Source organism: Enterobacter sp. 200527-13 (genome assembly GCF_027924865.1).
Classification (GTDB): Bacteria; Pseudomonadota; Gammaproteobacteria; order Enterobacterales; family Enterobacteriaceae; genus Enterobacter; species Enterobacter ludwigii.
On record NZ_BSCM01000002.1, the window covers coordinates 95,060 to 120,681 of the forward strand.

Here is a 25,622-nt window from a genome sequence, read left to right on the forward strand (position 1 = left end):
ATGCGCCCCTGAACTTTTCCCTGTGGTGTGCACGTGGCTCAAAACTCCGTATTTCTTCCTGAACAATTCCTGGCGCAGATGCGCGAGGCGCTTCCTTCTCACCTCTCGTTAGACGATTTTATCGCCGCCTGTCAGCGACCGTTGCGCCGGAGTATTCGCGTCAACACGCTGAAAATAAGCGTCGCCGATTTTCTGGCGCTGGTCTCGCCGTATAACTGGCAACTGACGCCAGTACCGTGGTGTGCAGAGGGTTTTTGGATTGAACGGGATGACGAAGCGTCGTTGCCATTGGGCAGTACCGCAGAACATCTGAGTGGTCTGTTTTATATCCAGGAAGCCAGCTCGATGCTGCCGGTTGCCGCCCTGTTTGCGGATGATAATGCGCCGGAACGCGTCATGGATGTCGCTGCCGCGCCGGGCTCCAAAACCACTCAGATTGCCGCCAGGATGGGGAATCGCGGGGCCATTCTCGCCAACGAGTTTTCAGCCAGTCGCGTTAAAGTTCTGCACGCTAACATCAGCCGCTGCGGGATCCATAACGTTGCCCTGACGCACTTCGATGGCCGCGTATTTGGCGCAGCCCTGCCAGAAGCGTTTGATGCCATCCTGCTGGACGCGCCCTGCTCCGGCGAAGGGGTGGTGCGTAAAGATCCTGATGCGTTAAAAAACTGGTCTGTGGAGAGTAACCTTGAGATTGCCGCCACCCAGCGCGAACTGATCGACAGCGCCTTCCATGCCCTGCGTCCCGGTGGCACATTGGTTTATTCGACCTGCACCTTAAACCGTGACGAGAACGAGGACGTCTGTCTGTGGCTCAAGGCGCAATACCCTGATGCCGTCGAGTTCCTGCCGTTAAACGGCTTGTTCGCTTCAGCCAATGAAGCCGTCACGCCTGAAGGATTTCTGCACGTTTTCCCCCAGATTTATGACTGCGAAGGTTTTTTTGTCGCACGGTTGCGTAAAACGCAGACGGTTGAGCCACTGCCAGCCCCGACGTTTAAGGTCGGCAATTTCCCCTTCGCCCCCATGAAAAGGCGTGAGGCGGAGCAAGTCACTACCGCCGCCGCTAAGGTCGGGCTGGCCTGGGATGACACATGCCATCTTTGGATTCGCGATAAAGAGATTTGGCTTTTCCCGGCAAATATTGAGCCGCTTATCGGCAAGGTACGTTTTTCCCGCATCGGGATCCGCCTGGCGGAAGTGCACAATAAAGGCTATCGCTGGCAGCATGAGGCTGTTATCGCCCTCGCCGGCAGCGAGAATACGTTCGCCCTGACGCACCAGGAAGCCGAAGAGTGGTACCGGGGCCGTGATGTATATCCGGACAACACGCCATCGCATGATGAAGTGGTGGTGACCTATCAGGGTTATCCGTTAGGGCTGGCGAAAAAGGTAGGCTCACGACTGAAAAACAGCTATCCGCGAGAGCTGGTTCGTGATGGGCGATTGTTTACCGGTAACGATCGCACCGGCTGAAAAAAGCGCATTTTTTTACTGGCGATTTTGCTCTCCTTGTCTACGATCAAAAATGGATGTCCATACTGGTCATACCAGATTTTGATAACACACCCGGAGAGCAATATGACGAAAACCAGCGTGCGTATTGGCGCTTTCGAAATCGACGACGCAGAATTGCGCGGCGAAGCACAGGGCGAACGAACGTTAAGTATTCCCTGCAAATCCGACCCGGATTTGTGCATGCAACTGGATGCCTGGGATGCCGATACCAGCGTACCGGCAATACTTGATGGCGAACACTCAGTCCTTTACCGTGAGCATTACGATAGTCAATCCGATGCCTGGGTCATGCGTCTTGCCTGACCTAAAGAGAACCCGCCCGAAGGCGGGTTATTTATTACTGAAGCTGCGCCAGCGTAAAGTAACCATCGAAAACGGCGCCGGTATCAATGTAGTGCAGGTTATTAAAATCATACCGCCGGTCAAGTGGCGTATGTCCGAACCAGAAATGGTCCGCACCGCCGATCCCCTGCCCTTTCCCGACCATAAACCCCATCAGCCGGTCGCGATCCCATAGTACGTGCTGGGCGCTTACGGGTTTTTGCCAGCGGTATTCCGCTGCGGGATAGTCAGCGTGAGCAATCACATTCAAACCGTTTGCACAGGTTATCTCGATTATGTGCGGCAGTTCCCGACACGCATTAAGTAACGTCAGCGCCAGCTGCTGCTGTGTGTGCTCAAGGCGGGTAAACCAAATTCCGCCATTCATTGTCCAGAGTGCGAAATCATTATTATCAAGGCTGTCGATAGCCATTTGTTCATGGTTGCCCCGTACTGCACGAAACCATTTTTCATTCATGAGCTGTAAACATTTAATACTATCAGGGCCACGGTCAATTACATCCCCTACGGAAATAAGCAAATCCTCATAAGGATTAAAATGCCGGCGTTTCAGTTCATCCATGAGCCACTGATAACAACCATGTATGTCGCTGACAACCCAGACATGCCGCCACTTCCCACCATCGATTCGCTGATACATAAAACCTCCTTGCTTAAGTATAGACGCAGCAGAAATTACAGCTGACACGCGCAGCATTCACAAAGCCAAACGAACGGTAAACCAAATGGAAATAAAGATCCGCGCGCTATTAATCCCTTTTTGCTGACTCTTTAGAATAAGGCATGAATTAAACGAGAGGTCTTAACGTGTCTAATATGCACCTGCACAACGATGTGTTCTATCCGCATCGCACAAATATCATTTCCGAGCTGGTGAAAGGAAAACGCGTTCCGGGTCCAATCTGGCAGAAGCGCGAGTATCGTCTGAAGTTCCTGCTGCGCTCGCTCCTGTTCTGGTCTTCCACCCATCGCGTGCTGGAAACGCTCTCAGGACGTGATGATTTTGACCGTCTGCTGGCCTCTCAAATTACCTTACCGAGTAAAACCCATAGGCAGTATCTGATGCGTGGCCTGACGGCCGGCGATCGGGCTGACGCTATCATCAGCCATTATCACTGGGTCGATAGCCTGAAAAATATCACCCTCGCCAACGCGCTGACCAGCCCGCAAGAGCAGACGATAGTGCAATTTCAGGCAAAAAACGACGCGACCTATACCGTGAGTGCCTCCTCTGCCGGCAAAGCCGAGCGGGAAGGTGAAAGCACGCTGTGGCTGCGCGACAGCGAGAATACCGTGCTCGCAAGCCTGACGTTTAGCGTCGCCCGCAGTAACGGGCAGCGAGTGCTGGTGATTGGTGGGCTTCAGGGGCCACGTCGCAACGTCTCGCATGACGCCATTAAACTGGCGACCCGCGCCTGCCATGGCCTGTTTCCAAAACGCGTGCTGATGGAAGTGGTTTTCCAGCTGGCCGCACATTCATCCGTCCGGGCAATTTTTGCTGTTGGTGATGAGGGACACGTTTTCCGCGCACTGCGTTACCGCCTGAGCAAAGGCCGTCATTTCCATGCCAGCTATGACGAATTCTGGGCAAGTCTGGACGGTAAAAAAATATCCTCTTTCTGCTGGCAACTGCCGTTACAGATGGAGCGTAAATCCCTGGAAGATATCGCCAGTAAAAAACGGGCGGAATATCGCCGTCGCTTTGAACTGCTTGACTGCATTGAGGCTGAGGTGAAATCACGCTTTTAAGCGCGCTGAGAGCTTTCTTCAACTCTGCACAAAAATTTAACAAAACCGGCAAAAAGGGCATGCTGTTTTGCCGGGTGATTGATGTCGATTCGGTCGAAGGGTATTTTTATAGGTAAAAAGTGATCCTTGAGGTTACGTCCGGCCAGAACAGACGATCTGTGGGATAAAATTGACCTTCCTCCCAGTTCATTTGCCCCGCTTTTCAATGTGATTTACTCTCCACTCTGCCGCTGTTGCAAAGGTATTTTACAATAACGGACTGAACATTAAGCTTGTTTCTGTTTTGGTTCGTTGATGAAAAATCCTGAAGGGGCTACCGTTCTGCGAAAGCGTGCCCTCTTGCCACGGGGTCTCACCTCCCGAAAGGTAGTACAATCATCGTCACAGAGATGCTGGTGCTATTCATTACTGAAGTGTCTAAACTTTGCTGATATTTCGTTGGGATACGATTATAATTGCATACTGATTTACGAATGCAATTGCTGTCTCCACCCTAATTTTCTTATATTTAGATAACCAACTATGTCCGTTCGGCTTTTACAGGTGTGTTATGCCTCTGATTGAAAACTATGCCTCACCTACGCCGGAAGACCTTGCTCTACTCAAGTCATCGCTCGGTCTTACGGGTACCCAAATGGCAAAGTTTGCCGGGCTTGCAGGAAGCAATCACTGGCGAAAATACACCGGCGGTGAGTTATCTCGCGTAATGGGGATGCACAGGGTGTTTTTTGGCCGCTCATTTAGTTTTAAATGAAAACGAATTAAATAAAGTGACAGGAAAAATGCGCGATACCGGTGCAAAAGTTTAAGGAATTGATGATGATTTATGATTGTTTTTTATATTATGATGAAGATATGTTGTTAGACATCCGTCTACACACACTCTCGGACGTCGTTGACAAATTCGTTATTGTTGAATCAACATACACTTTTACCGGGAAACCAAAGAAACTCAATTTCGACATCGAGAAGTTCACGTGTTTCGCCGATAAAATCATTTATGTCGTAAACGATACGGACCCAACAAAAATCCCAGGTGCAAAATACACCACTGATAATGAAGTTGATCCCTGGGCTGTAGAATCGCACCACCGCAATAGCATTATGCAAGGGCTTGTAAACGCACAGCCTGACGATATCATTCTTATTTCTGATGTAGACGAAATTTTTGATCCCGCAGTGATCGACAGGATTAACCCACGCCATCTGTGCACGACTATCCATCAAAATTTTTATAATTATCAGTTCAATATGCAAGTATTTAATACTAATGGTACTCCCCGAAAATGCACGTTACCGAGAGCAACAACATATAAAAATTTATTAAATTATTTTGATGGTGAACCTGAATCATTCAGAAATATAAAGCATGCCCGTAAAAATAAAAATTGGTCGTGGTTTAAATGGAACTTTTTTAAATTAAAGAATAAAACTATCGATAATGGTGGCTGGCATTTCTCGTGGGTAATGTCCCCTGAACGCATTTCTGAGAAGATGGCGACTATTTCTCATCAGGAATACAATACTCCTGATTTCAATAATCCAGAACACATTATGAAAGTACTCAAAAATGCAGAAGATATTTGGGGAAGAGACAGGAAGCTAATCAGGCAGGCGCTAGAAAAACCCGTATTCCCAGCCTATCTCGTTGACAATAAAGATAAGTTTAAAGACTTTATCCTTTAATCACGTCATATCTTTCCAGCAAACATAACGGGGTGTTGTGGTTATATCAACATTGATGCCATGCCCCCTCTCCTTTCCCGGTTGTCCTTAACGTAGTCTTTCCCGGATAAAAAATATAGCACCGCAACAGTTGACGGTTAATGGCCGCGCATATGTGTGCTACACCTCTCCGTTACCCCAGTTCCTGTAAGCAAATTTGCAAGCGATCTTCCATGATTGCCACTGTCCCGACATACACTCAAGCGGCAAACAGCACTGATTGTCGTCGTATGGACACAATGGGATGCAGGATAAAAGAGTGCGTGATGATCCCTAAATTTGCGTGTAAATGAATTGTGAATGTTAAAAACGGTGTGGTATAACGGGAAATACCGAATATTCAAGTTCGGACAATTTTAGGGTACTTTGGTGGCAGATCGCTGTAAGTGACTGAAATTTATAATAGATAAAAAGAGACCGAATACGATTCCTGTATTCGGTCCAGGGAAATGGCTCTTGGGAGAGAGCCGTGCGCTAAAAGTTGGCATTAATGCAGGCTAAGTCGCCTTGCCTTTTAAGAATAGATGACGACGCCAGGTTTTCCAGTCCTCAGTTAAAGCGGCCGGAAAAAAAGCGTATGAGCATCATTAAAAGTGAAAAACCGCAGTGCTTTCGCAAGCATCTGCGGTTTTTTATTGGAAACCCGAAGATTAACAAAGCGTGTCTGCACGCTCGATAAACGGTGCCAGGCTCATCTTCTGCCCCGGATGCGCGGGATCATCAATCTGAATAACGCTGATTGGCTGTCCACTGCTTTTGCCGCTGGCGACCTGCTGCTCTGCGACATCATTTAAAGGGTATTGCACCAGCGTGCTTGGGTTAATCGCATACAAGGCGTGCCCCGGACGGCAGGTCAGCATCACCTCTTCACGATTAAACGCCCATTTGTCCTTACCCACTTCAAAACGGCTGACGGTAATGACCTGTGGTGCGGCCAGGGCACTCCCCGTGCAGGCCAGCAAGATGAGAGAAAGTAGTGTCTTTTTCATAGGATAGTTAACCTTGTCAGAAGGGTTCCCAGGTCGCGAACAGACTGACTGTAGCCAGCACCAGCGCACCCAGCACCACTTCTGCTTGTGTCATTCTGATAAATATTTGTTGTTCTCGCCCGCTTTGCGCACGAAACCGTGGCACCAGAAAATACCGATTTGCCAGCGCAATTACCACCATCAAAGCCACCAGCGCACATTTGAACAACAAAAATTGCACATAACGGGCCTGCCAGGGAATATCGATACCCAGAATAAACAGCGCATTGAAAACGCCGGTAAGCACCACGCCTGCTACGGCGTAATGCCCCACGCGTGAGAAGCGCATCATGGTGTAGATTGCGGCAGGCTGCCACTGCCCTTTCGCCAGACGCATGCAAAACAGCAGCGGCAGTAATCCGCCAAGCCAGGTTGAAGCACATAACACATGAAGAGCGTGATTAAGACGCTGTAATGCGCCCACCGCGCCTTCGTTCATTGTCGCATGCCCTACTCCCGCCAGCAGGATGAACTGTCCCATGGCGAGCAGTAACAGCCGTGAGCCTTTATGCGGTGCCAGCCATGCTTTACCGGCAGTAAGGACCGCGAGAATAATTTGCCACAGCCAGACGCTTCCAAACTGCGTCCCCAGCACGCTACGCCAGATGTCGGGGTTGACGACATCGCCCCAGCCATTCCCCATTAACCCGCCCTGAAGCGTAAACATCAGGAGCGCTGTCACCAGGCTGATTAACGCCGCCATTCTCTGCTGCGACTGAAAACGCCGGGACATGAGCCGTTGCAGAGAGGAAGGAGCAAACCAGACGCTATACAGCGCATTGCCAAAAATAAGCATTAACGCGCCGAAATGGAGAAAGCGCAGCCCTACGTAGCACATCGCCAGCATGCTATTTCACGCTAAAGTGATAACTGCCTTTTGTCTTGTGGCCGTCTACCGACACCACATGCCAGTCAACCTGGTAGGTTCCGGGCGTCAACTCGCGATCCAGCGGCACATTCAGCTGCGTCTTGTCTTTCTCGTCGCGTTTAACGGCACCGGTCCTGATGGTCTGCTTTTGTGCATCCGTCACCACCACACCGCTAAAACCGGGCTCAATACCTTCTGAAAACGTCAGCGTCAGCGTGCGCGGTGCCGTCACGAGGCTATCTGCTGCCGGAGTCTGTTGTTTAAGGTGAGCGTGCGCCAGCACGGAGGGTGACATCACGCAAGAGGCCAGAAAGACCAGTGCGCCTGCCGCGCGGGAAGAGGATAAACCCATCGCAATCATTCCTTTTTGTTATGCCTGTATGGCAAAGAATAACTCTGTATAATAAGCGAGTCGAGGATCATCCCACCTCTGCTTGTCATCGTCGAGCAATCGCGGTAACGTTGCCGCCGTCTAAAAAGGAGAAGGTAATGAAGATCAATCTGGCCGCCCTTCCTCAGGACGAGATGGATAAAGTGAATGTCGATCTCGCTGCCGCTGGCGTCGCATTTAAAGAGCGTTACAACATGCCCATCGTGGCTGAAGTGGTTGAACGTGAGCAACCTGCTCATCTGCGCGACTGGTTTCGCGAACGCTTAATTGCGCATCGTCTCGCCTCAGTTAACCTCTCTCGTTTACCATACGAACCTAAAGTTAAATAAGCTTAACGAGTCGTTACACTTCCTTACGCGGAATATGGCAGGATAAGAAAACCCTGATTAAATTAGGTGTATTCTTAAATCACTGCGACTCTGTGTAAAGGAAGTCACGATGTCACAATGGAATATTGCTGCGGCCCAGTATGCCGGGCTGCACCACAGTGTAGATGAACATGTCGCGCACCATCTCCGTTTCATTGCCGAAGCGGCACGACAGCAGTGCGATTTGCTGGTATTCCCGGAGCTCTCATTAACTGGCCCAGGGACAACGACGCTCCCTGCCCCTCCCGATGATAAACAGCTGGCCCCGTTGCTAAACGCCGCGAAATTATACCGGATCACTATTATTGCCGGGCTTCCGCTCGACGTGAATGGCCGTCGTCAGAAAGGCCTTGCCCTGTTTACCCCTTCTCGCCATAGCATCCTGCGCTACCCTCAGGGTCGTGGTGCAAGCCTGATCCCGGGTGATAAACAGCTGACGATCATCGATGCACATGCTGATTCGCCAAATCTCGACCCACAGGCGACGCTGTTTACCAGCTGCCAGTCAGTGGGAGATAGCCGCTGGCGGCAATCCATCAGTACCCTGCAGCGATTCGCACACAAATATGCCATTGCGGTGTTAATGGCGAACGCGCGCGGCGGCAGCGCGTTATGGGATGAAAAAGGTCAGCTGATCGTCCGCGCGGACAAAGGTGAACTGCTATTGACCGGATCTCTTGGCAGACAGGGTTGGCAAGGCGATATCATTCCTTTAGGCTAGGCGTTTTAGGCTCAGGAGAGTTCAATGCTGCGCGTCATCGATACCGAAACCTGCGATCTTCAGGGCGGAATAGTGGAAGTGGCTTCTGTCGACGTGATTGATGGAAAAATAGTCAACCCAATGAGCCATCTGGTACGTCCCGACCGCCCGATCAGCCCGCAGGCAATGGCTATTCATCGCATTACAGAATCGATGGTGGCGGACAAACCGTGGATAGAAGAGGTGATACCCCATTATTACGGTAGCCCGTGGTACGTCGCGCACAACGCCAGTTTTGACCGCCGGGTGCTCCCCGACATGCCCGGAGAATGGATTTGCACGATGAAACTGGCGCGTCGTCTCTGGCCTGGGATTAAGTACAGCAATATGGCGTTGTACAAATCCCGTAAGCTGAGCGTCAGAACGCCGGAGGGTCTGCACCATCACCGCGCCCTGTATGACTGCTACATCACCGCCGCGTTACTCATTGATATTATGAATAACTCCGGCTGGACCCCAGATGATATGGCGACCATTACCGGGCGTCCGGCGTTGCTGACTACCTTCACCTTTGGCAAATACCGCGGTCGGGCGGTTTCCGATATTGCGGATAAAGATCCGGGCTATCTGCGCTGGCTCTATAACAACCTCGATAAGATGAGCCCGGAACTGCGTTTAACGCTTAAGCACTATCTTGGCGAAGCTTAACGCTCCGCACGGCCTGGCAGCGTCTCCTGTACCAGGCCAATCAAAAACGCATACTCCAGTGCCACGCCTTCGTAAGATTTAAATCGTCCCGATTTCCCGCCGTGACCGGAGTCCATATCCGTGCACAGCAGCAGCAGGTTGTCGTCGGTTTTCAGTTCCCGCAGTTTCGCCACCCATTTTGCAGGCTCCCAGTATTGCACCTGTGAATCATGCAACCCGGTGGTCACCAGCATGTGCGGATACGCTTTCGCTTCCACATTGTCGTACGGGCTGTACTCTTTCATGTAGCGATAGTAGATCTCATCCTGCGGGTTGCCCCACTCTTCAAACTCTCCGGTCGTCAGCGGGATGGATTCATCCAGCATGGTCGTTACCACATCGACAAACGGCACCTGCGCAATAATCCCTTTAAAGCGATCGGGGCGCTGATTGATGACAGCCCCCATCAATAATCCTCCCGCGCTGCCGCCCATACCAAAGCAAAGCTCAGGATCGCCATAGCCCTGCTCAATCAACGCATCGCAGACATCGAGATAATCATTGAAAGTATTTTTCTTTTTCAGGAATTTCCCGTCTTCATACCAGTGCTGTCCCAGCTCCCCGCCGCCGCGAACATGCGCAATGGCGAACACAAAACCGCGATCCAGCAGACTTAACCGGCTGCTGCTGAAATCAGCGTCCATGCTTGAGCCGTAGGAGCCGTAGCCGTAAACCAGAATCGGATTCTTACCTTTCTGGAAATGCGCCCGATGATAAACAAGCGAGACCGGCACCTCGACGCCATCGCGGGCGGTAACCCACAGGTGTTCGCTTCGGTAGTTGTCGGAATCGAACCCTTTCACTTCGGACTGTTTAAGCACCTGACGTTGCCCGGTGTCCATATCCAGCTCAAAGAGCGTATCGGGCGTGGTCATAGACGAGTAGCCGTAGCGCAGACGCGACGATTCCGGCTCAGGATTAAACCCTATCCACGTAACATAGGCCGGGTCGTCAAACGCAATCCCGATCACTTCCCGCGTTTTGCGGTTAATTTGCCGCAGGCTGGTCAGCCCCCGCTGGCGCTCCTCAACCACCAGCCAGTCGGTGAACAGCGTAAACCCTTCGAGCATCACCTGCTCCCGGGCGGGGATTAACACTTCCCACTTACGTTCATCGCGTACTTTGGTTTTGTACAGGCCAAAGTTTTTACCCTCCCGATTAGAGCGCAGGTAAAAGCTGTGCTGGAAGTGATCGAGGCTGTATTCATGATCTTTGCGCCGCGGCAGGAAGCATAGCGGCTGCGCATCGGGTAGTTCGGCGTCCAGAAGCAGAACTTCAGAGGTTGTGGCGCTGGCCAGGAAGATAATCACATAGTGGCGGGACGAGGTTTTGTGCAGGCTGACATAAAACGTTTCGTCTTTCTCTTCGTAAACCAGTTCGTCGTCAGCAGAATCCGTCCCAACGGTATGGCGCCACACCTGGTAAGGCAGCAACGTGGAGGCATGCTTTTTGACGTAGTAGACCGTTTCGGAATCATTCGCCCAGACAAAGTCCGGCGAAACGTTATCCAGCATTTCCGGATACCAGTTACCGGTTTCCAGGTTGCGAAAACGCAAACCGTACTGACGACGGGAGAGGTAATCCTCCGCCAGCGCCATAATGGTGTTATCGGGGGAGATGGACATGCCGCCGAGGGTATAAAACTCGCTGTGGGCGGCGCGCTGGTTGGCATCCAGCAGGATGTCCCACTCATCCCATTCGGCGCATAACACCGACTGTCGCTGGTAGATAGGGTACTCGTTGCCAGGTTCGTAGATATGGCGATATCGATAGCCATTTTTGGTCCAGGGCGCGGAAATATCGCGCTGGGGGATACGCTGCACCATTTCATTTAACAGCTGGTCCTGCAACGCCTGCTGGCTGGACATGACCTTGCGGCCATAGTCGTTTTCCTCGTGCAGGTAGTCGAGCACTTCTGGCCGGGAACGGGAGTCGTCCCGCAGCCAGTAATAATTGTCTATACGCGTATCGCCATGCGTGGTGATCGCATAAGGAGTACGTCGGGCTTTCGGTGGCATGTCATCATTCTTTTGAGTTTTACACTCTATAAGGTTGGCAAAACCCACGCATGATGCAAGCGAAACATGGCTGCGACGGTGGCAGTTAGCCCTGTAACGCCCGTTTTTGCTCCTGAATATCCTTCTCGATCCCGTCCCGGACATCTTGTGGGATCTTCAGGGCATCACCCAGCGCATTGAGATAGCTGCGCTCCATAAAGTGATCGATATCGATGGCGGCACAGCTCAGAAAATAGAGCTCAAGCGCCTCTTCCTCATTTTTCACGCTTTGCGCCAGACGCTGCGGTTCGAGTGGCTGTTCGATGGCCTCCGCCACCAGCGCTCTGCCCTTTTCTTCGACACCGGCTTCGCGCAGTTGCTGCTCAATCGCCGATCGTTCCTGGTCATCAATGTGCCCGTCGCTTTTCGCCGCGAACACCAGTGCCAGGATGAGCCGTTCGGTACGCAGATCCAGCGGCGAGGTCTGCTCACCAAAGTGGGGTTCGTCGCTGTGCGCGGTCCGCACTCTGTCCTTGTATTTGTTCCACAGTACGGTACCCGCAATAGCGCCGCCGCCCGCCAGCAGCGCGCCGGTACCATACTTTGCCAGTAACTTACGCGAGGATTTATTGGCAACCAGCAGTCCAGCCAGCCCGCCAAGCGCCCCCGGTACCAGGAGTTTGCTCAGCCCCTGCTCGCCGGATGACGACGTTTTCTGCCCCAACATGGATTGCAATTGATTTAGCCAGCCTGACATGGTTTCCCTCACTTAACGGTGAATATGTCTCCCAGCGTAAGCGAGCAGGCGTCAGGAAATGTCTGCCACGGCTAAAGAAGCGCAAATTTCTTAACCGCTCTCGGGCCCTGAACAAGACAGACGCAAACGTTTACGTTTATAATGCGCGCAACTTTTTCAGGGGGATTGTTATGACTCGTTTAGGAACCGCGCTGCGACCTGCGGCGACGCGTGTGATGCTGTTAGGATCGGGCGAACTGGGTAAAGAGGTCGCCATTGAGTGCCAGCGTTTGGGCGTGGAAGTCATTGCAGTGGATCGTTACGCTGACGCACCTGCCATGCATGTCGCCCACCGTTCTTATGTGATCAATATGCTGGATGGCGATGCCCTGCGTACGCTGATTACGCAGGAGAAACCGGATTTCGTGGTACCCGAAATTGAAGCCATTGCCACCGATACGCTGATCGCCCTTGAGCAGGAAGGCCAGCGCGTGGTGCCCTGCGCAAAAGCGGCCAAACTGACCATGAACCGCGAAGGCATTCGTCGTCTGGCGGCTGAAGAGCTGGCCTTACCTACCTCAGGCTACCGTTTTGCCGGCGATAAAGCCGCTTTCCTGCAGGCTGTCGACGAAATTGGCTACCCGTGCATCATTAAGCCCGTCATGAGTTCCTCCGGTAAAGGACAGAGCTTTATCCGCGACAGCAGCACTCTGGATAAGGCGTGGGAGTATGCCCAGCAGGGAGGACGTGCCGGTGCCGGTCGCGTGATTATCGAAGGTGTCGTAAAGTTTGATTTCGAAATCACGCTGCTGACGGTCAGCGCCGTTGATGGCGTCCATTTCTGCGATCCGATTGGCCACCGTCAGGAAGATGGCGACTATCGTGAATCCTGGCAGCCGCAGCAGATGAGCGACCTGGCGCTGGCACGTGCGCAGGAAATTGCCCGTAAAGTGGTTCTGGCGCTGGGCGGTTACGGATTGTTTGGCGTGGAACTGTTTGTCTGCGGCGACGAGGTAATTTTCAGTGAAGTCTCCCCTCGCCCGCACGATACCGGGATGGTCACGCTGATTTCGCAGGACCTTTCTGAATTCGCCCTGCATGTGCGCGCCTTCCTCGGCCTGCCCGTTGGCGGCATTCGTCAGTACGGCCCGGCGGCTTCGGCGGTGATCCTGCCGCAATTAACCAGCCAGAACGTCACCTTTGATAACGTCGAAGGGGCTATGGGTGCAGGCTTGCAGGTTCGTCTGTTCGGGAAACCGGAGATTGACGGCACGCGCCGCCTTGGCGTGGCGCTAGCGACCGGTGAAAACGTGGATGAGGCTGTGGCAAGAGCCAAAACAGCCGCCGCGAACGTGAAGGTTGCAGGATAAAAAAACGGGCCAGCAGGCCCGTTTTTCATACTGTCTTCGCTTACTGCTTCGCGCCTTCAACCGCTTCGCGAGCCAGTTTAGTGATGCGATCCCAGTCGCCTGCTTCCAGCGCATCCGCAGGAACCAGCCATGAACCGCCGATGCACAGGACACTTTTCAGCGCCAGGTAGTCACGGTAGTTTGCCGGAGAGATACCGCCCGTCGGGCAGAAGCGAACATGAGAGAATGGACCCGCAATAGCCTGCAGCGCTTTGGTGCCGCCGTTAGCTTCAGCCGGGAAGAATTTGAACTCTTTCAGGCCGTAATCCATACCCATCATCAGTTCAGATACGGTGCTGATACCCGGGATCAGAGGGATCGTGCCTTCGGTTGCAGCTTTCAGCAGCGGCTCGGTCAGGCCAGGGCTGATAGCGAACTGCGCGCCCGCTTCGGTCACGTCAGCCAGCTGCTGTGCGTTCAGTACGGTACCCGCACCGATGATCGCGTCCGGCACTTCTTTGGCGATAGCGCGAATAGCGTCCATCGCGCAGGCGGTACGCAGGGTCACTTCCAGAACACGAACACCACCCGCGACCAGGGCTTTCGCCATCGGGACAGCATGCTCCAGCTTGTTCACCACGATTACCGGCACGACAGGGCCAGTGGTCAGGATTGCTTCTGCACTTGTTTTCCAGTTTTTCATCAGAGTTTTCTCTCGCCAGATCGATAAAATCAAGTCGTCTTAAAACGTAATACAGGTTGCGCCCTGCTCCGCACCGGAGAGTTTCTCACGCAGCGCGCCAAACATTTCGCGTCCGGTTCCCACGCGCGATGCGCTCAGGTCAGGAATATGTGGCTTACGTGCCGCCAGTTCAGCGTCATCCACCAGCAGGGTTAACTCACCTGTCTGACCGTTGACGCGGATCATGTCTCCATCACGAACTTTCGCCAGCAAACCGCCGTCGTAAGCTTCCGGGGTCACGTGGATGGCAGAAGGCACTTTACCTGATGCGCCAGAGAGGCGTCCATCGGTCACTAACGCAATTTTGAAACGGCGGTCCAATAATACACCAAGTGGCGGCATAAGTTTATGTAATTCTGGCATCCCGTTCGCTTTTGGCCCCTGATGGCGCACCACAACGACGCAATCTTTGTCGAGCAGACCGGCATCAAACGCAGGCAAAACGTCATGCTGGCTTTCAAACACCACGGCCGGCGCTTCGATAATCTGGTTCTCTTCCGGTACGGCGGAGGTTTTCATCACCGCACGCCCCAGGTTACCGCTGAGTACTTTGGTGCCGCCGTGACGAGAGAAAGGTTGTTCAAAGGTGGCGATAACCTGTGCGTCAAGCGAGGCGGTGGCGCCTTCACGCCAGTCAAGCTCACCGTTATTGAGCCACGGCTCATGGGTATAACGCTGCAGACCAAAGCCCGCCACGGTGTTCACATCTTCATGCAGCAGACCGCCTTTCAGCAGCTCGCGCATCAGCACCGGCACGCCACCGGCAGCCTGGAAGTGGTTGATGTCAGCCGGGCCATTCGGGTACAGGCGCGCCATCAGTGGCACCACAGACGAGATATCAGAGAAATCATCCCAGTTAATCAGGATGCCCGCCGCGCGTGCCATCGCCACCAGATGCATGGTGTGGTTGGTTGAACCGCCGGTTGCCAGCAGCGCAACGATACCGTTGACGATCACTTTCTCGTCGACCATTTTACCCAGCGGCATCCACGCGTTGCCGTTACCGGTCAGACGCGTTACCTGGCGGGCAGCTGCTTCAGTCAGGGCCTTACGCAGTGGCGCATCCGGCTGAATGAAAGAGGACCCAGGAAGCTGCATCCCCATAAATTCCACCACCATCTGGTTGGTGTTGGCCGTGCCGTAGAAGGTACAGGTGCCCGGCGCATGGTAGGAGGCAGCTTCCGCTTCCAGCAGTGCCTGACGGTCTGCTTTACCTTCCGCATACAGCTGACGGATACGCACTTTTTCTTTGTTTGGCAGGCCGCTTGCCATCGGACCTGATGGCACGAAGATCGCAGGCAGATGACCAAACGACAGCGCTGCCATGGCCAGCCCCGGGACGATTTTATCGCACACGCCGAGGTACAGCGCGCCATCAAACATATTGTGAGACAGACCCACTGCGGCCGACATCGCAATCACTTCACGGCTCAGCAGAGAGAGCTCCATCCCATCCTGACCCTGCGTCACGCCGTCGCACATGGCCGGCACGCCGCCCGCGACCTGGCCTACCGCATTGACGCTGTGCAGCGCTTTACGGATGATCTCCGGATACACTTCGTACGGCTGATGCGCAGAAAGCATGTCGTTGTAGGAGGTAATGATGGCGATATTGTTACGCAGCATGCTTTTCAGCGAGGCTTTATCGTCGGGCTGGCAGGCGGCGAAACCGTGCGCCAGGTTACCGCAGGCGAGTTGTGAGCGATGAACGGTATTACTTTTGGCCTGTTCAATCCGGGCGAGGTAGGCAGAACGGGTCTCTTTCGAGCGCTCAATAATGCGTTGTGTTACGCGTAACAATGTCGGATTCATAAAAGCTCCTCTAATTTATCTGTCCGGGCTCGGGAGTTTACAAAGTCGCTGGCGATTATTAACAACGCTGAAACGCTTGCTGTCCGGAGCTCAGGGGCAAAATCACTTCCGGCAGTGTAATAAAAAAAGCTCCGCGGGTGAATCCACGCGGAGCTTAAAAGTTTATAAATTGTGCCACGAGCTGTGTTAGATCATGTTACCGGTAAAATAACACCTAAGAGGCAGCTGATTATTTTACTCAAACTCATTCCAGGAGCGGCCATCACGGGTGATCATCGCGACGGACGCGACAGGCCCCCAGGTGCCCGCCTGATACGGTTTCGGCGCATCCTGATCTGCAGCCCAGGCTTCAGTGATGGAGTCGACCCATTTCCACGCCTCTTCCACTTCATCGCGACGCACGAACAGCGCCTGGATACCGCGCATGGTTTCCAGCAGCAGACGCTCGTAAGCATCGGCAAGGTGCGTCTGATTGAATGTTTCGGAGTAGCTCAGGTCCAGCTTGGTGGTCTGCAGGTTATGTTTATGATCCAGGCCCGGCACTTTGTTCAGGATCTGGATGTCCACCCCTTCGTCTGGCTGCAGACGAATGGTCAGTTTGTTCTGCGGCAGCTCCTGCCAGGACTCTTTGAACAGGTTGAGTTCAGGGTTTTTGAAGTAAACGACCACTTCAGAGCATTTGGTCGGCAGACGTTTACCGGTACGCAGGTAGAACGGAACGCCCGCCCAGCGCCAGTCATCGATATCCACGCGGATCGCCACAAACGTCTCGGTATTGCTCGCCTTGTTGGCGCCCTCTTCTTCCAGGTAGCCCGGCACTTTTTTACCCTGAGCAAACCCTGCGGTGTACTGGCCGCGTACCGTTTTCTCACGCACGTTTGAGCGATCGATGCGACGCAGCGACTTCAGCACTTTCACTTTAGCATCACGGATGCTGTCCGCCGTCAGGTCAGACGGTGGAGACATGGCAATCATGCAAAGGATTTGCAGCAGGTGGTTCTGGATCATGTCGCGCATCTGACCGGCCTGGTCAAAGTAACCCCAGCGGCCTTCAATCCCCACCTCTTCGGCCACGGTGATTTCCACATGGTCGATGGTACGGTTGTCCCAGTTATTCACAAACAGGGAGTTGGCAAAACGCAGCGCCAGCAGGTTCAGTACCGTCTCTTTACCAAGATAATGGTCGATACGGTAGACCTGGCACTCTTCGAAGTACTCGCCGACCTGGTCGTTAATTTCGCGGGAGGTTGAAAGAGAGGTCCCCAGCGGTTTCTCCATCACCACGCGTGCCGGTTTAGCGTTCAGCTTCGCTTCGCCCAGGCCTTTGCAGATTGCACCGAAAGTGCTTGGCGGCATGGCGAAGTAGTTAATGGTGACACGGTTTTTCTGATCCAGCATCGCGCCTAAACGGTTAAACGCGCTGACGTCGTTCACGTCCAGGTTACAGAAATCAAGACGTCCGCTCAGGGTATCCCACAAACTTTCATCAATCTTTTCCTTCATGAAAGTTTCGAGCGCCTCGCGTACGACCTTGGTATAAGCTTCCTTGTCCCAGTCGGCGCGCCCAACGCCCAGGATACGCGTATCCGGATGAATTTGGCCCGCTTTCTCCAGTTGATACAGGGAAGGCAGCAATTTCCGGCGTGCAAGATCGCCTTTCGCGCCGAAAATGACCAGGTCACATGCCTGGGCTGTTTGCGTTACCGCCATGTCATTCTCCTCAGTTGGATCACCTGGTACTTCTGCCAGGTATCGTTGTAATTTTATTACGTTGCACTGTACTGCTTTTACGTCATTCCCGAAACCATTAGCGCTTAACCTCGCGTGCGATACCGCGATTTTTTCGCCGTCAGACGCGTGTGGTGGCGGAATCACGCAAAAAGCGTTGATTCTTTGAACTACAGGGTCATAACAAAACCCGACACCGATCAAGTAATGAAAAAAAACAACAACATTATCTTGTCGACTGTTACCCTTTATGGAAGCCACAGGGGTAATATCGGCTAAATCGAATCAGGATTTCATGAATTAATGAAATCGTTTCCACCCATGAGCGCCCTGTTAATAATGAACATGCTGGAAAAAATCCAGTTCCAACTGGAACACCTTAGCAAATCCGAGCGAAAAGTGGCCGAAGTCATTCTTGCTGCTCCTGCTCAGGCGATTCATTCAAGCATCGCCGCTCTGGCGCAGGAGGCAGGCGTCAGCGAACCGACGGTTAACCGCTTCTGCCGTAGCCTTGAAACGCGCGGCTTTCCTGATTTTAAACTGCATCTTGCACAAAGTCTGGCAAACGGCACGCCTTATGTTAATCGCAATGTGGATGAAGACGACAGTGTTGATGCCTATACGGCAAAAATATTTGAGTCGGCCATGGCTACGCTTGACCACGTTCGCCAGTCCCTGGATATGAATTCCGTGAACCGCGCGGTAGATTTACTGACCCAGGCCAAGCGCATTGCGTTCTTTGGCCTCGGCTCGTCGGCGGCCGTGGCGCATGACGCCATGAATAAGTTCTTCCGCTTTAACGTCCCGGTCATTTATTCCGATGACATTGTCCTGCAACGCATGAGCTGTATGAATTGCAGTGAAGATGATGTCGTGGTACTCATTTCGCACACCGGGCGCACCAAAAGCCAGGTGGAGCTGGCGCAACTGGCGCGTGAAAACGATGCCATGGTTATTGCCCTCACGACGGCGGGCACGCCGCTGGCAAGAGAAGCAACGCTCGCCATCACCCTTGACGTCCCGGAAGACACCGACATGTATATGCCGATGGTCTCCCGTCTGGCGCAGCTCACGGTGATTGACGTGCTGGCAACCGGTTTCACCCTCCGTCGTGGCGCAAAATTCAGAGATAACTTGAAGCGTGTCAAGGAAGCGCTTAAGGAATCGCGTTTTGATAAAGAATTGCTTATGAAAAGCGATGTTCCCTAAATAGTTTAATAACTACGATGTAACGATTTACGGCATTCGGTCCTCTCTCTGTTGCCTTGCAGCAGATGAAGGCCGATTTAATGTTCACGCAACACCAAAGTTGTTTCAGTCAACGGAGTATTACATGTCCAGAAGGCTTCGCAGAACCAAGATCGTAACCACCTTAGGCCCGGCCACTGACCGCGATAACAATCTCGAGAAAATTATCGCCGCGGGTGCCAACGTGGTGCGTATGAACTTCTCTCACGGTACGCCAGAAGACCATAAATTACGTGCCGACAAAGTGCGTGAAATTGCGGCCAAACTTGGCCGTCATGTTGCTATCCTCGGGGACCTGCAGGGTCCAAAAATTCGTGTTTCAACCTTCAAAGAAGGTAAAGTCTTCCTCAATATCGGCGACAAATTCCTGCTCGATGCCAACCTGGGTAAAGGCGAAGGCGATAAAGAAAAAGTTGGGATCGACTATAAAGGTCTGCCGGCTGACGTTGTGCCTGGCGATATCCTGCTGCTCGATGACGGTCGCGTTCAGCTGAAAGTGCTGGAAGTTCAGGGGATGAAAGTGTTCACCGAAGTCACCGTCGGCGGCCCGCTCTCAAACAACAAAGGCATTAACAAACTTGGCGGTGGCCTCTCAGCCGAAGCGCTGACCGATAAAGACAAAGCGGATATCGTGACCGCTGCGCTGATTGGCGTTGACTACCTGGCCGTCTCCTTCCCGCGCTGTGGCGAAGACCTGAACTACGCGCGCCGTCTGGCACGTGATGCGGGCTGTGATGCCAAAATCGTTGCTAAAGTGGAACGTGCGGAAGCCGTTTGCGATCAGGACGCGATGGATGACGTGATTCTGGCGTCTGACGTGGTGATGGTTGCTCGTGGCGATCTGGGCGTGGAAATTGGCGACCCTGAGCTGGTGGGGATCCAGAAAGCCCTGATCCGCCGTGCACGTCAGCTTAACCGCGCCGTGATCACCGCAACCCAGATGATGGAATCCATGATCACCAACCCAATGCCGACCCGTGCAGAGGTGATGGACGTGGCTAACGCCGTGCTGGACGGTACCGATGCCGTAATGCTTTCTGCAGAAACCGCAGCCGGCCAGTACCCTGCTGAAACCGTAGCCGCGATGGCACGCGTTTGCCTGGGTGCTGAAAAGATCCCAAGCATCAATGTCTCTAAACACCGTCTGGACGTGCAGTTCGACAACGTGGAAGAAGCGATTGCGATGTCTGCCATGTACGCCGCTAACCACCTGAAAGGCGTAACGGCGATTATCACCATGACCGAATCTGGCCGTACCGCGCTGATGACCTCCCGTATCAGTTCCGGTCTGCCCATCTTCGCCATGTCTCGCCACGAGCGTACGCTGAACCTGACGGCGCTGTATCGCGGTGTCACGCCGGTTCACTTCGACAGCACCAACGACGGTGTCGCAGCTGCCCACGACGCCGTGAACCTGCTGCGCGACAAAGGCTATCTGGTCTCCGGTGATATCGTGATTGTGACTCAGGGTGACGTGATGAGCACCATCGGCTCGACCAATACCACTCGCGTATTGACCGTCGAGTAAGCACGCCCCTGTTAAAAAGCCCGCTCTTTTCGGAGCGGGCTTTTTTTATTTCTGCTTATTTCTTCGGGAAAAGCTCTTTGCGTTTGTACGGCTCTGTTTCACCGGGCTTACGCGTTTTGAGCAACTTCAGTATCCACGTGTATTGCTCAGCATGCGGTCCCACCAGAATCTCGACCTCTTCGTTCATTCGACGCGCAATGGTGTGATCGTCCGCCGTCAGTAAATCATCCATCGGTGGACGCACTTCAATGCTCAGGCGATGGGTTTTCCCGTCGTATACCGGAAACAGCGGAATGACGCGCGCACGGCAGACTTTCATCAGGCGGCCAATCGCCGGCAACGTGGCTTTATACGTCGCGAAGAAATCCACAAACTCACTGTGCTCGGGGCCGTGGTCCTGATCCGGCAGATAGTAACCCCAGTAGCCCTGACGCACGGACTGTATAAACGGTTTAATGCCATCATTACGCGCATGCAGACGGCCACCAAAACGGCGACGCACGGTGTTCCAGACGTAATCAAAGATCTTATTGCCCTGGTTATGGAACATTGCCGCCATTTTCTGCCCCTGTGACGCCATCAGCATTGCAGGAATATCCACACCCCAGCCGTGAGGAACGAGGAAAATCACCTTCTCGTTGTTGCGGCGCATCTCTTCGATGATTTCCAGCCCTTTCCAGTCAACACGCGTCTGAACTTTCTCCGGCCCTTTGAGCGCCAGTTCGGCCATCATTGCCATGGCCTGAGGCGCGGTCGTATACATGTCGTCAATCAGCGTTTCGCGCTCGGCGTCACTCTTCTCCGGGAAACAGTACAGGAGGTTAATCTGCGCACGGCGACGGGCACTTTTACCAAACCGGCCCGCCAGGCGGCCTATTTTTCCCAGTACCGGATCGCGAACCGAGGCAGGTAACATCGCAATCCCCGCAAATGCGTAAACGCCAAGCCAGGCACTCCAGTTGCGCGGGTGGCGAAAAGATTTTTCAAACTCAGGAATGTACTCAATATTGTTTTTTTGGGTTTCCATGCTGGTTCCAGGGTCTGGTGACGCAAAATTTCATTCAGATAGTGTAGCGAGGCAGCCGCTCGCGCACAAAACAAAAAGCCGGCACATACTGAGGCCGGCTTTTTCACAAAACAGAGGGCTTAATCAAAGCGCAGCTGCGGAATCACCTCTTTCACCTGCGCCAGGTAATCGGAACGATCTTTACCTGTCAGGCCTTCGGTACGCGGCAGTTTCGCCGTAAGCGGGTTCACTGCCTGTTGGTTAATCCACACCTCATAGTGCAAATGCGGCCCGGTAGAGCGCCCGGTATTCCCGGAGAGCGCGATACGGTCGCCACGTTTCACTTTCTGTCCCGGCTTAACCAGCAGCTTACGCAGGTGCATATAGCGGGTGGTATAGGTACGACCATGACGCACCGCGACATAATACCCGGCTGCACCGCTACGTTTTGCAATAACCACTTCGCCATCACCCACAGCCAGCACAGGTGTCCCCTGCGGCATGGCAAAGTCAACGCCACGGTGCGGCGCAACACGCCCGGTGACCGGGTTCAGGCGGCGCGGGTTAAAGTTGGATGAAACACGGAATTGTTTAGCCGTCGGGAAGCGCAGGAAGCCCTTCGCAAGCCCGGTACCGCTGCGGTCGTAGAACTTACCGTCTTCAGCACGAATGGCGTAGTAATCTTTGCCATCAGAGCGCAGACGCACGCCCACCAGTTGGCTCTGCTCACGCTTGCCGTCAAGCATTTCACGGGACATGAGAACGGAGAATTCATCGCCTCTCTTCAGTTTGCGGAAGTCCATTTGCCACTGCATGGCTTTGATTACCGAGCTGATCTCGACGCTGGTCAGCCCCGCATCGCGCGCGCTGGAGACAAAGCTTGCGCCTACGGTCCCTTTCATCACGCTGTTCACCCAGTCGCCTTTCTGCATTTCACTGGTCATTTTGAAACCGTTTGCAGTGCGATCGTAGGTGCGGGTTTCGCGACGGGACATTTCCCAGGTCAGGCGTTGCAGATCGCCATCAGCGGTTAACGTCCAGGAGAGCTGTTGACCAATTTTCAGGTTACGAAGATCTTTATCCGCCGCCGCCAGCTGGCTGATGTTTCCCATGTCGATACCGTACTGGTTCAGAACGCTGCTTAACGTATCACCCGTCGAAACGACATATTCGTGGATCCCCGCTTCATTCTCGGTTTTATCGTCCAGCTCATCCTGCGGGATGGCTTCATCTTCCTGAGCCGCCTGGTCGATAGGTTCACTGGCCTCAGGGAGGAGAGAGCGGATCTCGCTCTTCTCAAGCTCGATGGTTTTGATGATTGGGGCAGAACTCGGATGGTAAACATAGGGCCGCCAAACGGCGACCGCTAACGTGAGAACTGTAAGAGACCCCAGCATAACGCGATGGGGTCGAGGCAGATTGTTAAATGCCAGGGCGACAGAGCGGGCTATCTGTTGCACGTATTCACTTCCTCGTTAATCTCCTTTCAGGCAGCTCGCATACTGGTTCGCCAGTTGGCTGAGAAACTGCGAATAGCTCGCTTTGCTCAACTGGATATTCGTTCCTAGCGGGTCAAGGGTTCCCATGCGCACGGATGTTCCCCTGGCCACGGCTTCTACGACCGCTGGCCTGAACTGTGGCTCAGCAAAAACGCATGTCGCTTTCTGCTCAACCAACTGTGTTCTGATTTCATGTAAACGCTGCGCACCAGGTTGAATTTCAGGGTTGACGGTAAAGTGCCCCAGCGGGGTCAGGCCGTAGTGTTTCTCGTAGTAGCCATAGGCGTCATGAAAAACGAAATACCCTTTTCCTTTCAACGGTGCGAGCTCATTACCCACCTGCTTATCGGTTGCGGCTAATTGTGCCTCAAAATCCTTCAGGTTGGCGTCTAGTTTGGCTCGACTTTGCGGCATAAGTTCCACTAATTTGTCATGGATTGCAACCGCCGAAAGCCGCGCTATCTCTGGGGATAGCCAAAGGTGCATGTTGTACTCGCCGTGATGGTGATCCCCATCACCTTTTTCGCCGTCGGCGTGTCCGGCATCATGTTCATCATCGTCGTCGTCAGCCCCTTTCATGAGCAACGGTTTCACGCCCGGGAGTTCGGCAATGGCAACCTGTTTTTCGCCCGGCACCTGTTTTGCCGACTTCTGCATAAACGCTTCCATCTCTGGACCAATCCAGACAACTAAGTCCGCGTTTTGTAAGCGTTTTACATCAGATGGACGCAGGGAATAATCATGCTCGGAAGCCCCATCAGGGAGCAGAACCTGGGTGTCAGTAACCCCATCTGCAATCGCGGAAGCAATGAAACCGAGCGGTTTAAGCGAAGCGACAACAGCAGCGTTAACATCTTGTGCTGTTGAACCCCAAAGGGCAGCGGATAATGCTGCGAAAAGAAGCGTATTTTTATGTAACATAATGCGACTAATCATCGTAATGAATGCGTGGGATGTGATATTATAACATTCGTTGACTTCTGCAAGCTTAAATTGACATGACGACTTTGGTTTCTCTCGACAATATTTCGGTCTCATTTGGCCAACGCCGCGTCCTCTCTGACGTGTCGCTGGATCTGAAACCCGGCAAAATTCTGACGCTGCTCGGCCCCAATGGCGCAGGGAAATCCACCCTGGTGCGCGTGGTGCTGGGTCTGGTAACACCTGACGAAGGGGTTATCCGCCGTGAGGAAAAATTACGCATCGGCTATGTGCCGCAAAAACTCCACCTCGACGCCACACTGCCGCTGACGGTTAGCCGCTTCCTGCGTCTGCGCCCCGGGACACATAAAGCCGATATTCTTCCGGCGCTGAAACGCGTGCAGGCAGGCCATCTGATTGATGCCCCGCTGCAGAAACTGTCCGGCGGTGAAACCCAGCGCGTATTGCTTGCCCGCGCCCTGTTGAGCAGCCCACAGCTTCTGGTGTTGGATGAGCCGACGCAGGGTGTGGACGTCAATGGTCAGGTCGCACTTTATGATTTAATCGACCAGCTACGCCGCGAACTCAACTGTGCGGTGCTGATGGTATCCCACGATCTCCATCTGGTGATGGCCAAGACCGACGAAGTCTTGTGCCTTAACCATCACATCTGCTGTTCCGGCACGCCGGAAGTGGTGTCAATGCACCCTGAATTCATCTCCATGTTCGGCCCTCGCGGCGCTGAGCAACTGGGAATTTATCGCCATCATCACAATCACCGCCATGATTTACAGGGACGAATTGTCCTGCGCCGGGGAAATGGACACTCATGATTGAACTTTTATTGCCCGGCTGGCTGGCCGGGATTATGCTTGCCTGTGCCGCGGGCCCACTGGGCTCGTTTGTGGTGTGGCGCAGAATGTCCTATTTTGGCGATACGCTGGCGCACGCGTCTCTGCTGGGCGTTGCCTTTGGCCTGTTACTGGACGTGAATCCCTTCTACGCGGTGATTGTGGTTACGCTGCTGCTGGCCGCAGGGCTGGTATGGCTGGAAAAACGCCCTCACCTCGCCATCGATACGCTGCTTGGTATTATGGCCCACAGCGCCCTGTCGCTGGGTCTGGTGGTCGTGAGCCTGATGTCGAACATTCGTGTTGATCTGATGGCCTACCTGTTCGGTGACCTGCTGGCCGTGACGCCTGAAGATCTGATCTCCATCGCCGCTGGTGTGGTGGTCGTGCTGGGTATTCTGCTCTGGCAGTGGCGTAATTTGCTGGCGATGACCGTCAGCCCGGATCTGGCGTTTGTCGACGGCGTGAAGCTGCAACGCGTGAAGCTGTTGCTGATGCTGGTGACGGCGTTAACCATTGGTGTGGCGATGAAATTCGTCGGCGCGCTGATCATCACTTCCCTGCTGATTATCCCCGCGGCCACTGCGCGTCGTTTTGCCCGTACGCCGGAGCAAATGGCCGGTGTCGCGGTTATCATCGGGATGATTGCGGTAACGGGAGGGTTAACCTTCTCGGCGTTCTACGATACCCCTGCCGGCCCGTCTGTGGTGCTGTGTGCGGCGCTACTGTTTATCTTCAGTATGATGAAGAAGCCTGCAAGCTGATCGCC

General features: G+C 53.5%; 25 protein-coding genes. 13 read left to right on the forward strand and 12 right to left on the reverse strand.

What is annotated here, in order from left to right:
- Positions 1-33: 33 nt before the first annotated feature.
- Both rsmF and QMG44_RS09700 read left to right on the forward strand, forming a co-directional pair.
- Positions 34-1,476, forward strand: a complete 1,443-nt coding sequence (rsmF, locus tag QMG44_RS09695) for a 16S rRNA (cytosine(1407)-C(5))-methyltransferase RsmF (protein ID WP_086532368.1) — start codon at positions 34-36, stop codon at positions 1,474-1,476.
- Positions 1,477-1,581: 105 nt separating this feature from the next.
- Entirely contained in the window at positions 1,582-1,821 is a 240-nt protein-coding gene (locus QMG44_RS09700; protein ID WP_020883412.1) for a YebV family protein, read from the forward strand.
- A gap of 34 nt (positions 1,822-1,855) precedes the next feature.
- On the opposite strand, the gene pphA is transcribed toward QMG44_RS09700, so the two are convergent.
- Positions 1,856-2,500: a protein-serine/threonine phosphatase gene (pphA, locus tag QMG44_RS09705; protein ID WP_020883411.1), complete on the reverse strand. Its 645-nt coding sequence runs from the start codon at positions 2,498-2,500 to the stop codon at positions 1,856-1,858.
- A 167-nt stretch (positions 2,501-2,667) separates the two neighbouring features.
- Between pphA and QMG44_RS09710 the strand changes: the two genes are divergently transcribed.
- From QMG44_RS09710 to QMG44_RS09720, 3 genes are all read left to right on the forward strand, one after another.
- Positions 2,668-3,609: a VirK/YbjX family protein gene (locus QMG44_RS09710; RefSeq protein ID WP_020883410.1), complete on the forward strand. Its 942-nt coding sequence runs from the start codon at positions 2,668-2,670 to the stop codon at positions 3,607-3,609.
- 550 nt (positions 3,610-4,159) lie between these two features.
- Positions 4,160-4,363, forward strand: a complete 204-nt coding sequence (locus QMG44_RS09715) for a hypothetical protein (protein WP_230684199.1) — start codon at positions 4,160-4,162, stop codon at positions 4,361-4,363.
- A 65-nt stretch (positions 4,364-4,428) separates the two neighbouring features.
- Complete coding sequence (locus QMG44_RS09720) at positions 4,429-5,295, forward strand: benzoate transporter (RefSeq protein WP_047356859.1); 867 nt, start codon at positions 4,429-4,431, stop codon at positions 5,293-5,295.
- A gap of 689 nt (positions 5,296-5,984) precedes the next feature.
- On the opposite strand, the gene QMG44_RS09725 is transcribed toward QMG44_RS09720, so the two are convergent.
- The 3 genes from QMG44_RS09725 to yobA are packed head-to-tail and all read right to left on the reverse strand — an operon-like array spanning position 5,985 to position 7,582.
- The gene (locus QMG44_RS09725; protein WP_014170622.1) at positions 5,985-6,323 is read right to left on the reverse strand and encodes a YebY family protein; all 339 of its coding nucleotides are present in this window, start codon (positions 6,321-6,323) and stop codon (positions 5,985-5,987) included.
- Between the two features lie 16 nt (positions 6,324-6,339).
- Positions 6,340-7,209: a copper homeostasis membrane protein CopD gene (copD, locus tag QMG44_RS09730; protein WP_086532367.1), complete on the reverse strand. Its 870-nt coding sequence runs from the start codon at positions 7,207-7,209 to the stop codon at positions 6,340-6,342.
- 1 nt (position 7,210) lies between these two features.
- Positions 7,211-7,582 (reverse strand): CopC domain-containing protein YobA, encoded by a 372-nt coding sequence (yobA, locus tag QMG44_RS09735; protein WP_020883407.1) that lies wholly within the window; start codon positions 7,580-7,582, stop codon positions 7,211-7,213.
- 137 nt (positions 7,583-7,719) lie between these two features.
- On the opposite strand from yobA, the gene QMG44_RS09740 reads away from it, so the two are divergent.
- The 3 genes from QMG44_RS09740 to exoX all read left to right on the forward strand — a co-directional run bounded on the left by QMG44_RS09740 (position 7,720) and on the right by exoX (position 9,397).
- Entirely contained in the window at positions 7,720-7,950 is a 231-nt protein-coding gene (locus QMG44_RS09740) for a DNA polymerase III subunit theta (protein ID WP_013096102.1), read from the forward strand.
- Between the two features lie 109 nt (positions 7,951-8,059).
- A complete protein-coding gene (locus QMG44_RS09745) occupies positions 8,060-8,710 on the forward strand; it encodes a carbon-nitrogen hydrolase family protein (RefSeq protein WP_078774484.1) in 651 nt (216 codons plus the stop codon).
- A gap of 24 nt (positions 8,711-8,734) precedes the next feature.
- Complete coding sequence (gene exoX, locus QMG44_RS09750; protein WP_014170626.1) at positions 8,735-9,397, forward strand: exodeoxyribonuclease X; 663 nt, start codon at positions 8,735-8,737, stop codon at positions 9,395-9,397.
- On the opposite strand, the gene ptrB is transcribed toward exoX, so the two are convergent.
- Both ptrB and QMG44_RS09760 read right to left on the reverse strand, forming a co-directional pair.
- A complete protein-coding gene (gene ptrB / locus QMG44_RS09755; protein WP_086532366.1) occupies positions 9,394-11,454 on the reverse strand; it encodes an oligopeptidase B in 2,061 nt (686 codons plus the stop codon). The genes exoX and ptrB overlap by 4 nt on opposite strands.
- Positions 11,455-11,539: 85 nt before the next feature.
- A complete protein-coding gene (locus tag QMG44_RS09760; RefSeq protein WP_086532365.1) occupies positions 11,540-12,190 on the reverse strand; it encodes a tellurite resistance TerB family protein in 651 nt (216 codons plus the stop codon).
- A gap of 170 nt (positions 12,191-12,360) precedes the next feature.
- Here QMG44_RS09760 and purT point away from each other — a divergent pair, with 170 nt between their 5' ends.
- Positions 12,361-13,539, forward strand: a complete 1,179-nt coding sequence (gene purT, locus QMG44_RS09765; RefSeq protein ID WP_032680777.1) for a formate-dependent phosphoribosylglycinamide formyltransferase — start codon at positions 12,361-12,363, stop codon at positions 13,537-13,539.
- A 40-nt stretch (positions 13,540-13,579) separates the two neighbouring features.
- Here purT and kdgA read toward each other — a convergent pair whose 3' ends face one another.
- From kdgA to zwf, 3 genes are all read right to left on the reverse strand, one after another.
- Complete coding sequence (kdgA, locus tag QMG44_RS09770) at positions 13,580-14,221, reverse strand: bifunctional 4-hydroxy-2-oxoglutarate aldolase/2-dehydro-3-deoxy-phosphogluconate aldolase (protein WP_086532364.1); 642 nt, start codon at positions 14,219-14,221, stop codon at positions 13,580-13,582.
- Between the two features lie 39 nt (positions 14,222-14,260).
- Positions 14,261-16,072, reverse strand: a complete 1,812-nt coding sequence (edd, locus tag QMG44_RS09775; protein ID WP_014170631.1) for a phosphogluconate dehydratase — start codon at positions 16,070-16,072, stop codon at positions 14,261-14,263.
- Positions 16,073-16,306: 234 nt separating this feature from the next.
- Positions 16,307-17,782 (reverse strand): glucose-6-phosphate dehydrogenase, encoded by a 1,476-nt coding sequence (zwf, locus tag QMG44_RS09780; protein ID WP_020883401.1) that lies wholly within the window; start codon positions 17,780-17,782, stop codon positions 16,307-16,309.
- Positions 17,783-18,139: 357 nt separating this feature from the next.
- Here zwf and QMG44_RS09785 point away from each other — a divergent pair, with 357 nt between their 5' ends.
- Both QMG44_RS09785 and pyk read left to right on the forward strand, forming a co-directional pair.
- Entirely contained in the window at positions 18,140-19,009 is an 870-nt protein-coding gene (locus QMG44_RS09785) for a MurR/RpiR family transcriptional regulator (protein ID WP_025203851.1), read from the forward strand.
- 124 nt (positions 19,010-19,133) lie between these two features.
- Positions 19,134-20,576: a pyruvate kinase gene (gene pyk, locus QMG44_RS09790; RefSeq protein WP_020883399.1), complete on the forward strand. Its 1,443-nt coding sequence runs from the start codon at positions 19,134-19,136 to the stop codon at positions 20,574-20,576.
- 55 nt (positions 20,577-20,631) lie between these two features.
- Here pyk and lpxM read toward each other — a convergent pair whose 3' ends face one another.
- The 3 genes from lpxM to znuA form a co-directional block, all read right to left on the reverse strand.
- Positions 20,632-21,603, reverse strand: a complete 972-nt coding sequence (gene lpxM, locus QMG44_RS09795) for a lauroyl-Kdo(2)-lipid IV(A) myristoyltransferase (protein WP_086532363.1) — start codon at positions 21,601-21,603, stop codon at positions 20,632-20,634.
- Between the two features lie 119 nt (positions 21,604-21,722).
- Positions 21,723-23,042 (reverse strand): murein DD-endopeptidase MepM, encoded by a 1,320-nt coding sequence (mepM, locus tag QMG44_RS09800; protein ID WP_086532362.1) that lies wholly within the window; start codon positions 23,040-23,042, stop codon positions 21,723-21,725.
- 15 nt (positions 23,043-23,057) lie between these two features.
- The gene (znuA, locus tag QMG44_RS09805) at positions 23,058-24,002 is read right to left on the reverse strand and encodes a zinc ABC transporter substrate-binding protein ZnuA (RefSeq protein WP_123266850.1); all 945 of its coding nucleotides are present in this window, start codon (positions 24,000-24,002) and stop codon (positions 23,058-23,060) included.
- 77 nt (positions 24,003-24,079) lie between these two features.
- Here znuA and znuC point away from each other — a divergent pair, with 77 nt between their 5' ends.
- Together znuC and znuB are read left to right on the forward strand one after the other, a co-directional pair.
- Positions 24,080-24,835, forward strand: coding sequence for a zinc ABC transporter ATP-binding protein ZnuC (gene znuC / locus QMG44_RS09810; RefSeq protein WP_014170638.1), 756 nt, complete (start codon positions 24,080-24,082; stop codon positions 24,833-24,835).
- The gene (znuB, locus tag QMG44_RS09815) at positions 24,832-25,617 is read left to right on the forward strand and encodes a zinc ABC transporter permease subunit ZnuB (RefSeq protein ID WP_014170639.1); all 786 of its coding nucleotides are present in this window, start codon (positions 24,832-24,834) and stop codon (positions 25,615-25,617) included. Before znuC ends, znuB begins: the two co-directional genes overlap by 4 nt.
- Positions 25,618-25,622: the final 5 nt, after the last annotated feature.

Excerpts from the sequence above, each read along its gene's own strand:
- purT (WP_032680777.1), top strand. The coding sequence starts at position 12,361 with ATGACTCGTTTAGGAACCGCGCTGCGACCTGCGGCGACGCGTGTGATG.
- pphA (WP_020883411.1), bottom strand. The coding sequence starts at position 2,500 with ATGTATCAGCGAATCGATGGTGGGAAGTGGCGGCATGTCTGGGTTGTC.
- lpxM (WP_086532363.1), bottom strand. The coding sequence starts at position 21,603 with ATGGAAACCCAAAAAAACAATATTGAGTACATTCCTGAGTTTGAAAAA.
- QMG44_RS09700 (WP_020883412.1), top strand. The coding sequence starts at position 1,582 with ATGACGAAAACCAGCGTGCGTATTGGCGCTTTCGAAATCGACGACGCA.
- QMG44_RS09760 (WP_086532365.1), bottom strand. The coding sequence starts at position 12,190 with ATGTCAGGCTGGCTAAATCAATTGCAATCCATGTTGGGGCAGAAAACG.
- QMG44_RS09785 (WP_025203851.1), top strand. The coding sequence starts at position 18,140 with ATGAACATGCTGGAAAAAATCCAGTTCCAACTGGAACACCTTAGCAAA.
- QMG44_RS09740 (WP_013096102.1), top strand. The coding sequence starts at position 7,720 with ATGAAGATCAATCTGGCCGCCCTTCCTCAGGACGAGATGGATAAAGTG.
- copD (WP_086532367.1), bottom strand. The coding sequence starts at position 7,209 with ATGCTGGCGATGTGCTACGTAGGGCTGCGCTTTCTCCATTTCGGCGCG.
- QMG44_RS09720 (WP_047356859.1), top strand. The coding sequence starts at position 4,429 with ATGATTTATGATTGTTTTTTATATTATGATGAAGATATGTTGTTAGAC.
- znuC (WP_014170638.1), top strand. The coding sequence starts at position 24,080 with ATGACGACTTTGGTTTCTCTCGACAATATTTCGGTCTCATTTGGCCAA.
- znuA (WP_123266850.1), bottom strand. The coding sequence starts at position 24,002 with ATGTTACATAAAAATACGCTTCTTTTCGCAGCATTATCCGCTGCCCTT.
- znuB (WP_014170639.1), top strand. The coding sequence starts at position 24,832 with ATGATTGAACTTTTATTGCCCGGCTGGCTGGCCGGGATTATGCTTGCC.
- exoX (WP_014170626.1), top strand. The coding sequence starts at position 8,735 with ATGCTGCGCGTCATCGATACCGAAACCTGCGATCTTCAGGGCGGAATA.
- edd (WP_014170631.1), bottom strand. The coding sequence starts at position 16,072 with ATGAATCCGACATTGTTACGCGTAACACAACGCATTATTGAGCGCTCG.
- ptrB (WP_086532366.1), bottom strand. The coding sequence starts at position 11,454 with ATGCCACCGAAAGCCCGACGTACTCCTTATGCGATCACCACGCATGGC.
- QMG44_RS09745 (WP_078774484.1), top strand. The coding sequence starts at position 8,060 with ATGTCACAATGGAATATTGCTGCGGCCCAGTATGCCGGGCTGCACCAC.
- yobA (WP_020883407.1), bottom strand. The coding sequence starts at position 7,582 with ATGGGTTTATCCTCTTCCCGCGCGGCAGGCGCACTGGTCTTTCTGGCC.
- QMG44_RS09715 (WP_230684199.1), top strand. The coding sequence starts at position 4,160 with ATGCCTCTGATTGAAAACTATGCCTCACCTACGCCGGAAGACCTTGCT.
- kdgA (WP_086532364.1), bottom strand. The coding sequence starts at position 14,221 with ATGAAAAACTGGAAAACAAGTGCAGAAGCAATCCTGACCACTGGCCCT.
- pyk (WP_020883399.1), top strand. The coding sequence starts at position 19,134 with ATGTCCAGAAGGCTTCGCAGAACCAAGATCGTAACCACCTTAGGCCCG.
- QMG44_RS09725 (WP_014170622.1), bottom strand. The coding sequence starts at position 6,323 with ATGAAAAAGACACTACTTTCTCTCATCTTGCTGGCCTGCACGGGGAGT.
- zwf (WP_020883401.1), bottom strand. The coding sequence starts at position 17,782 with ATGGCGGTAACGCAAACAGCCCAGGCATGTGACCTGGTCATTTTCGGC.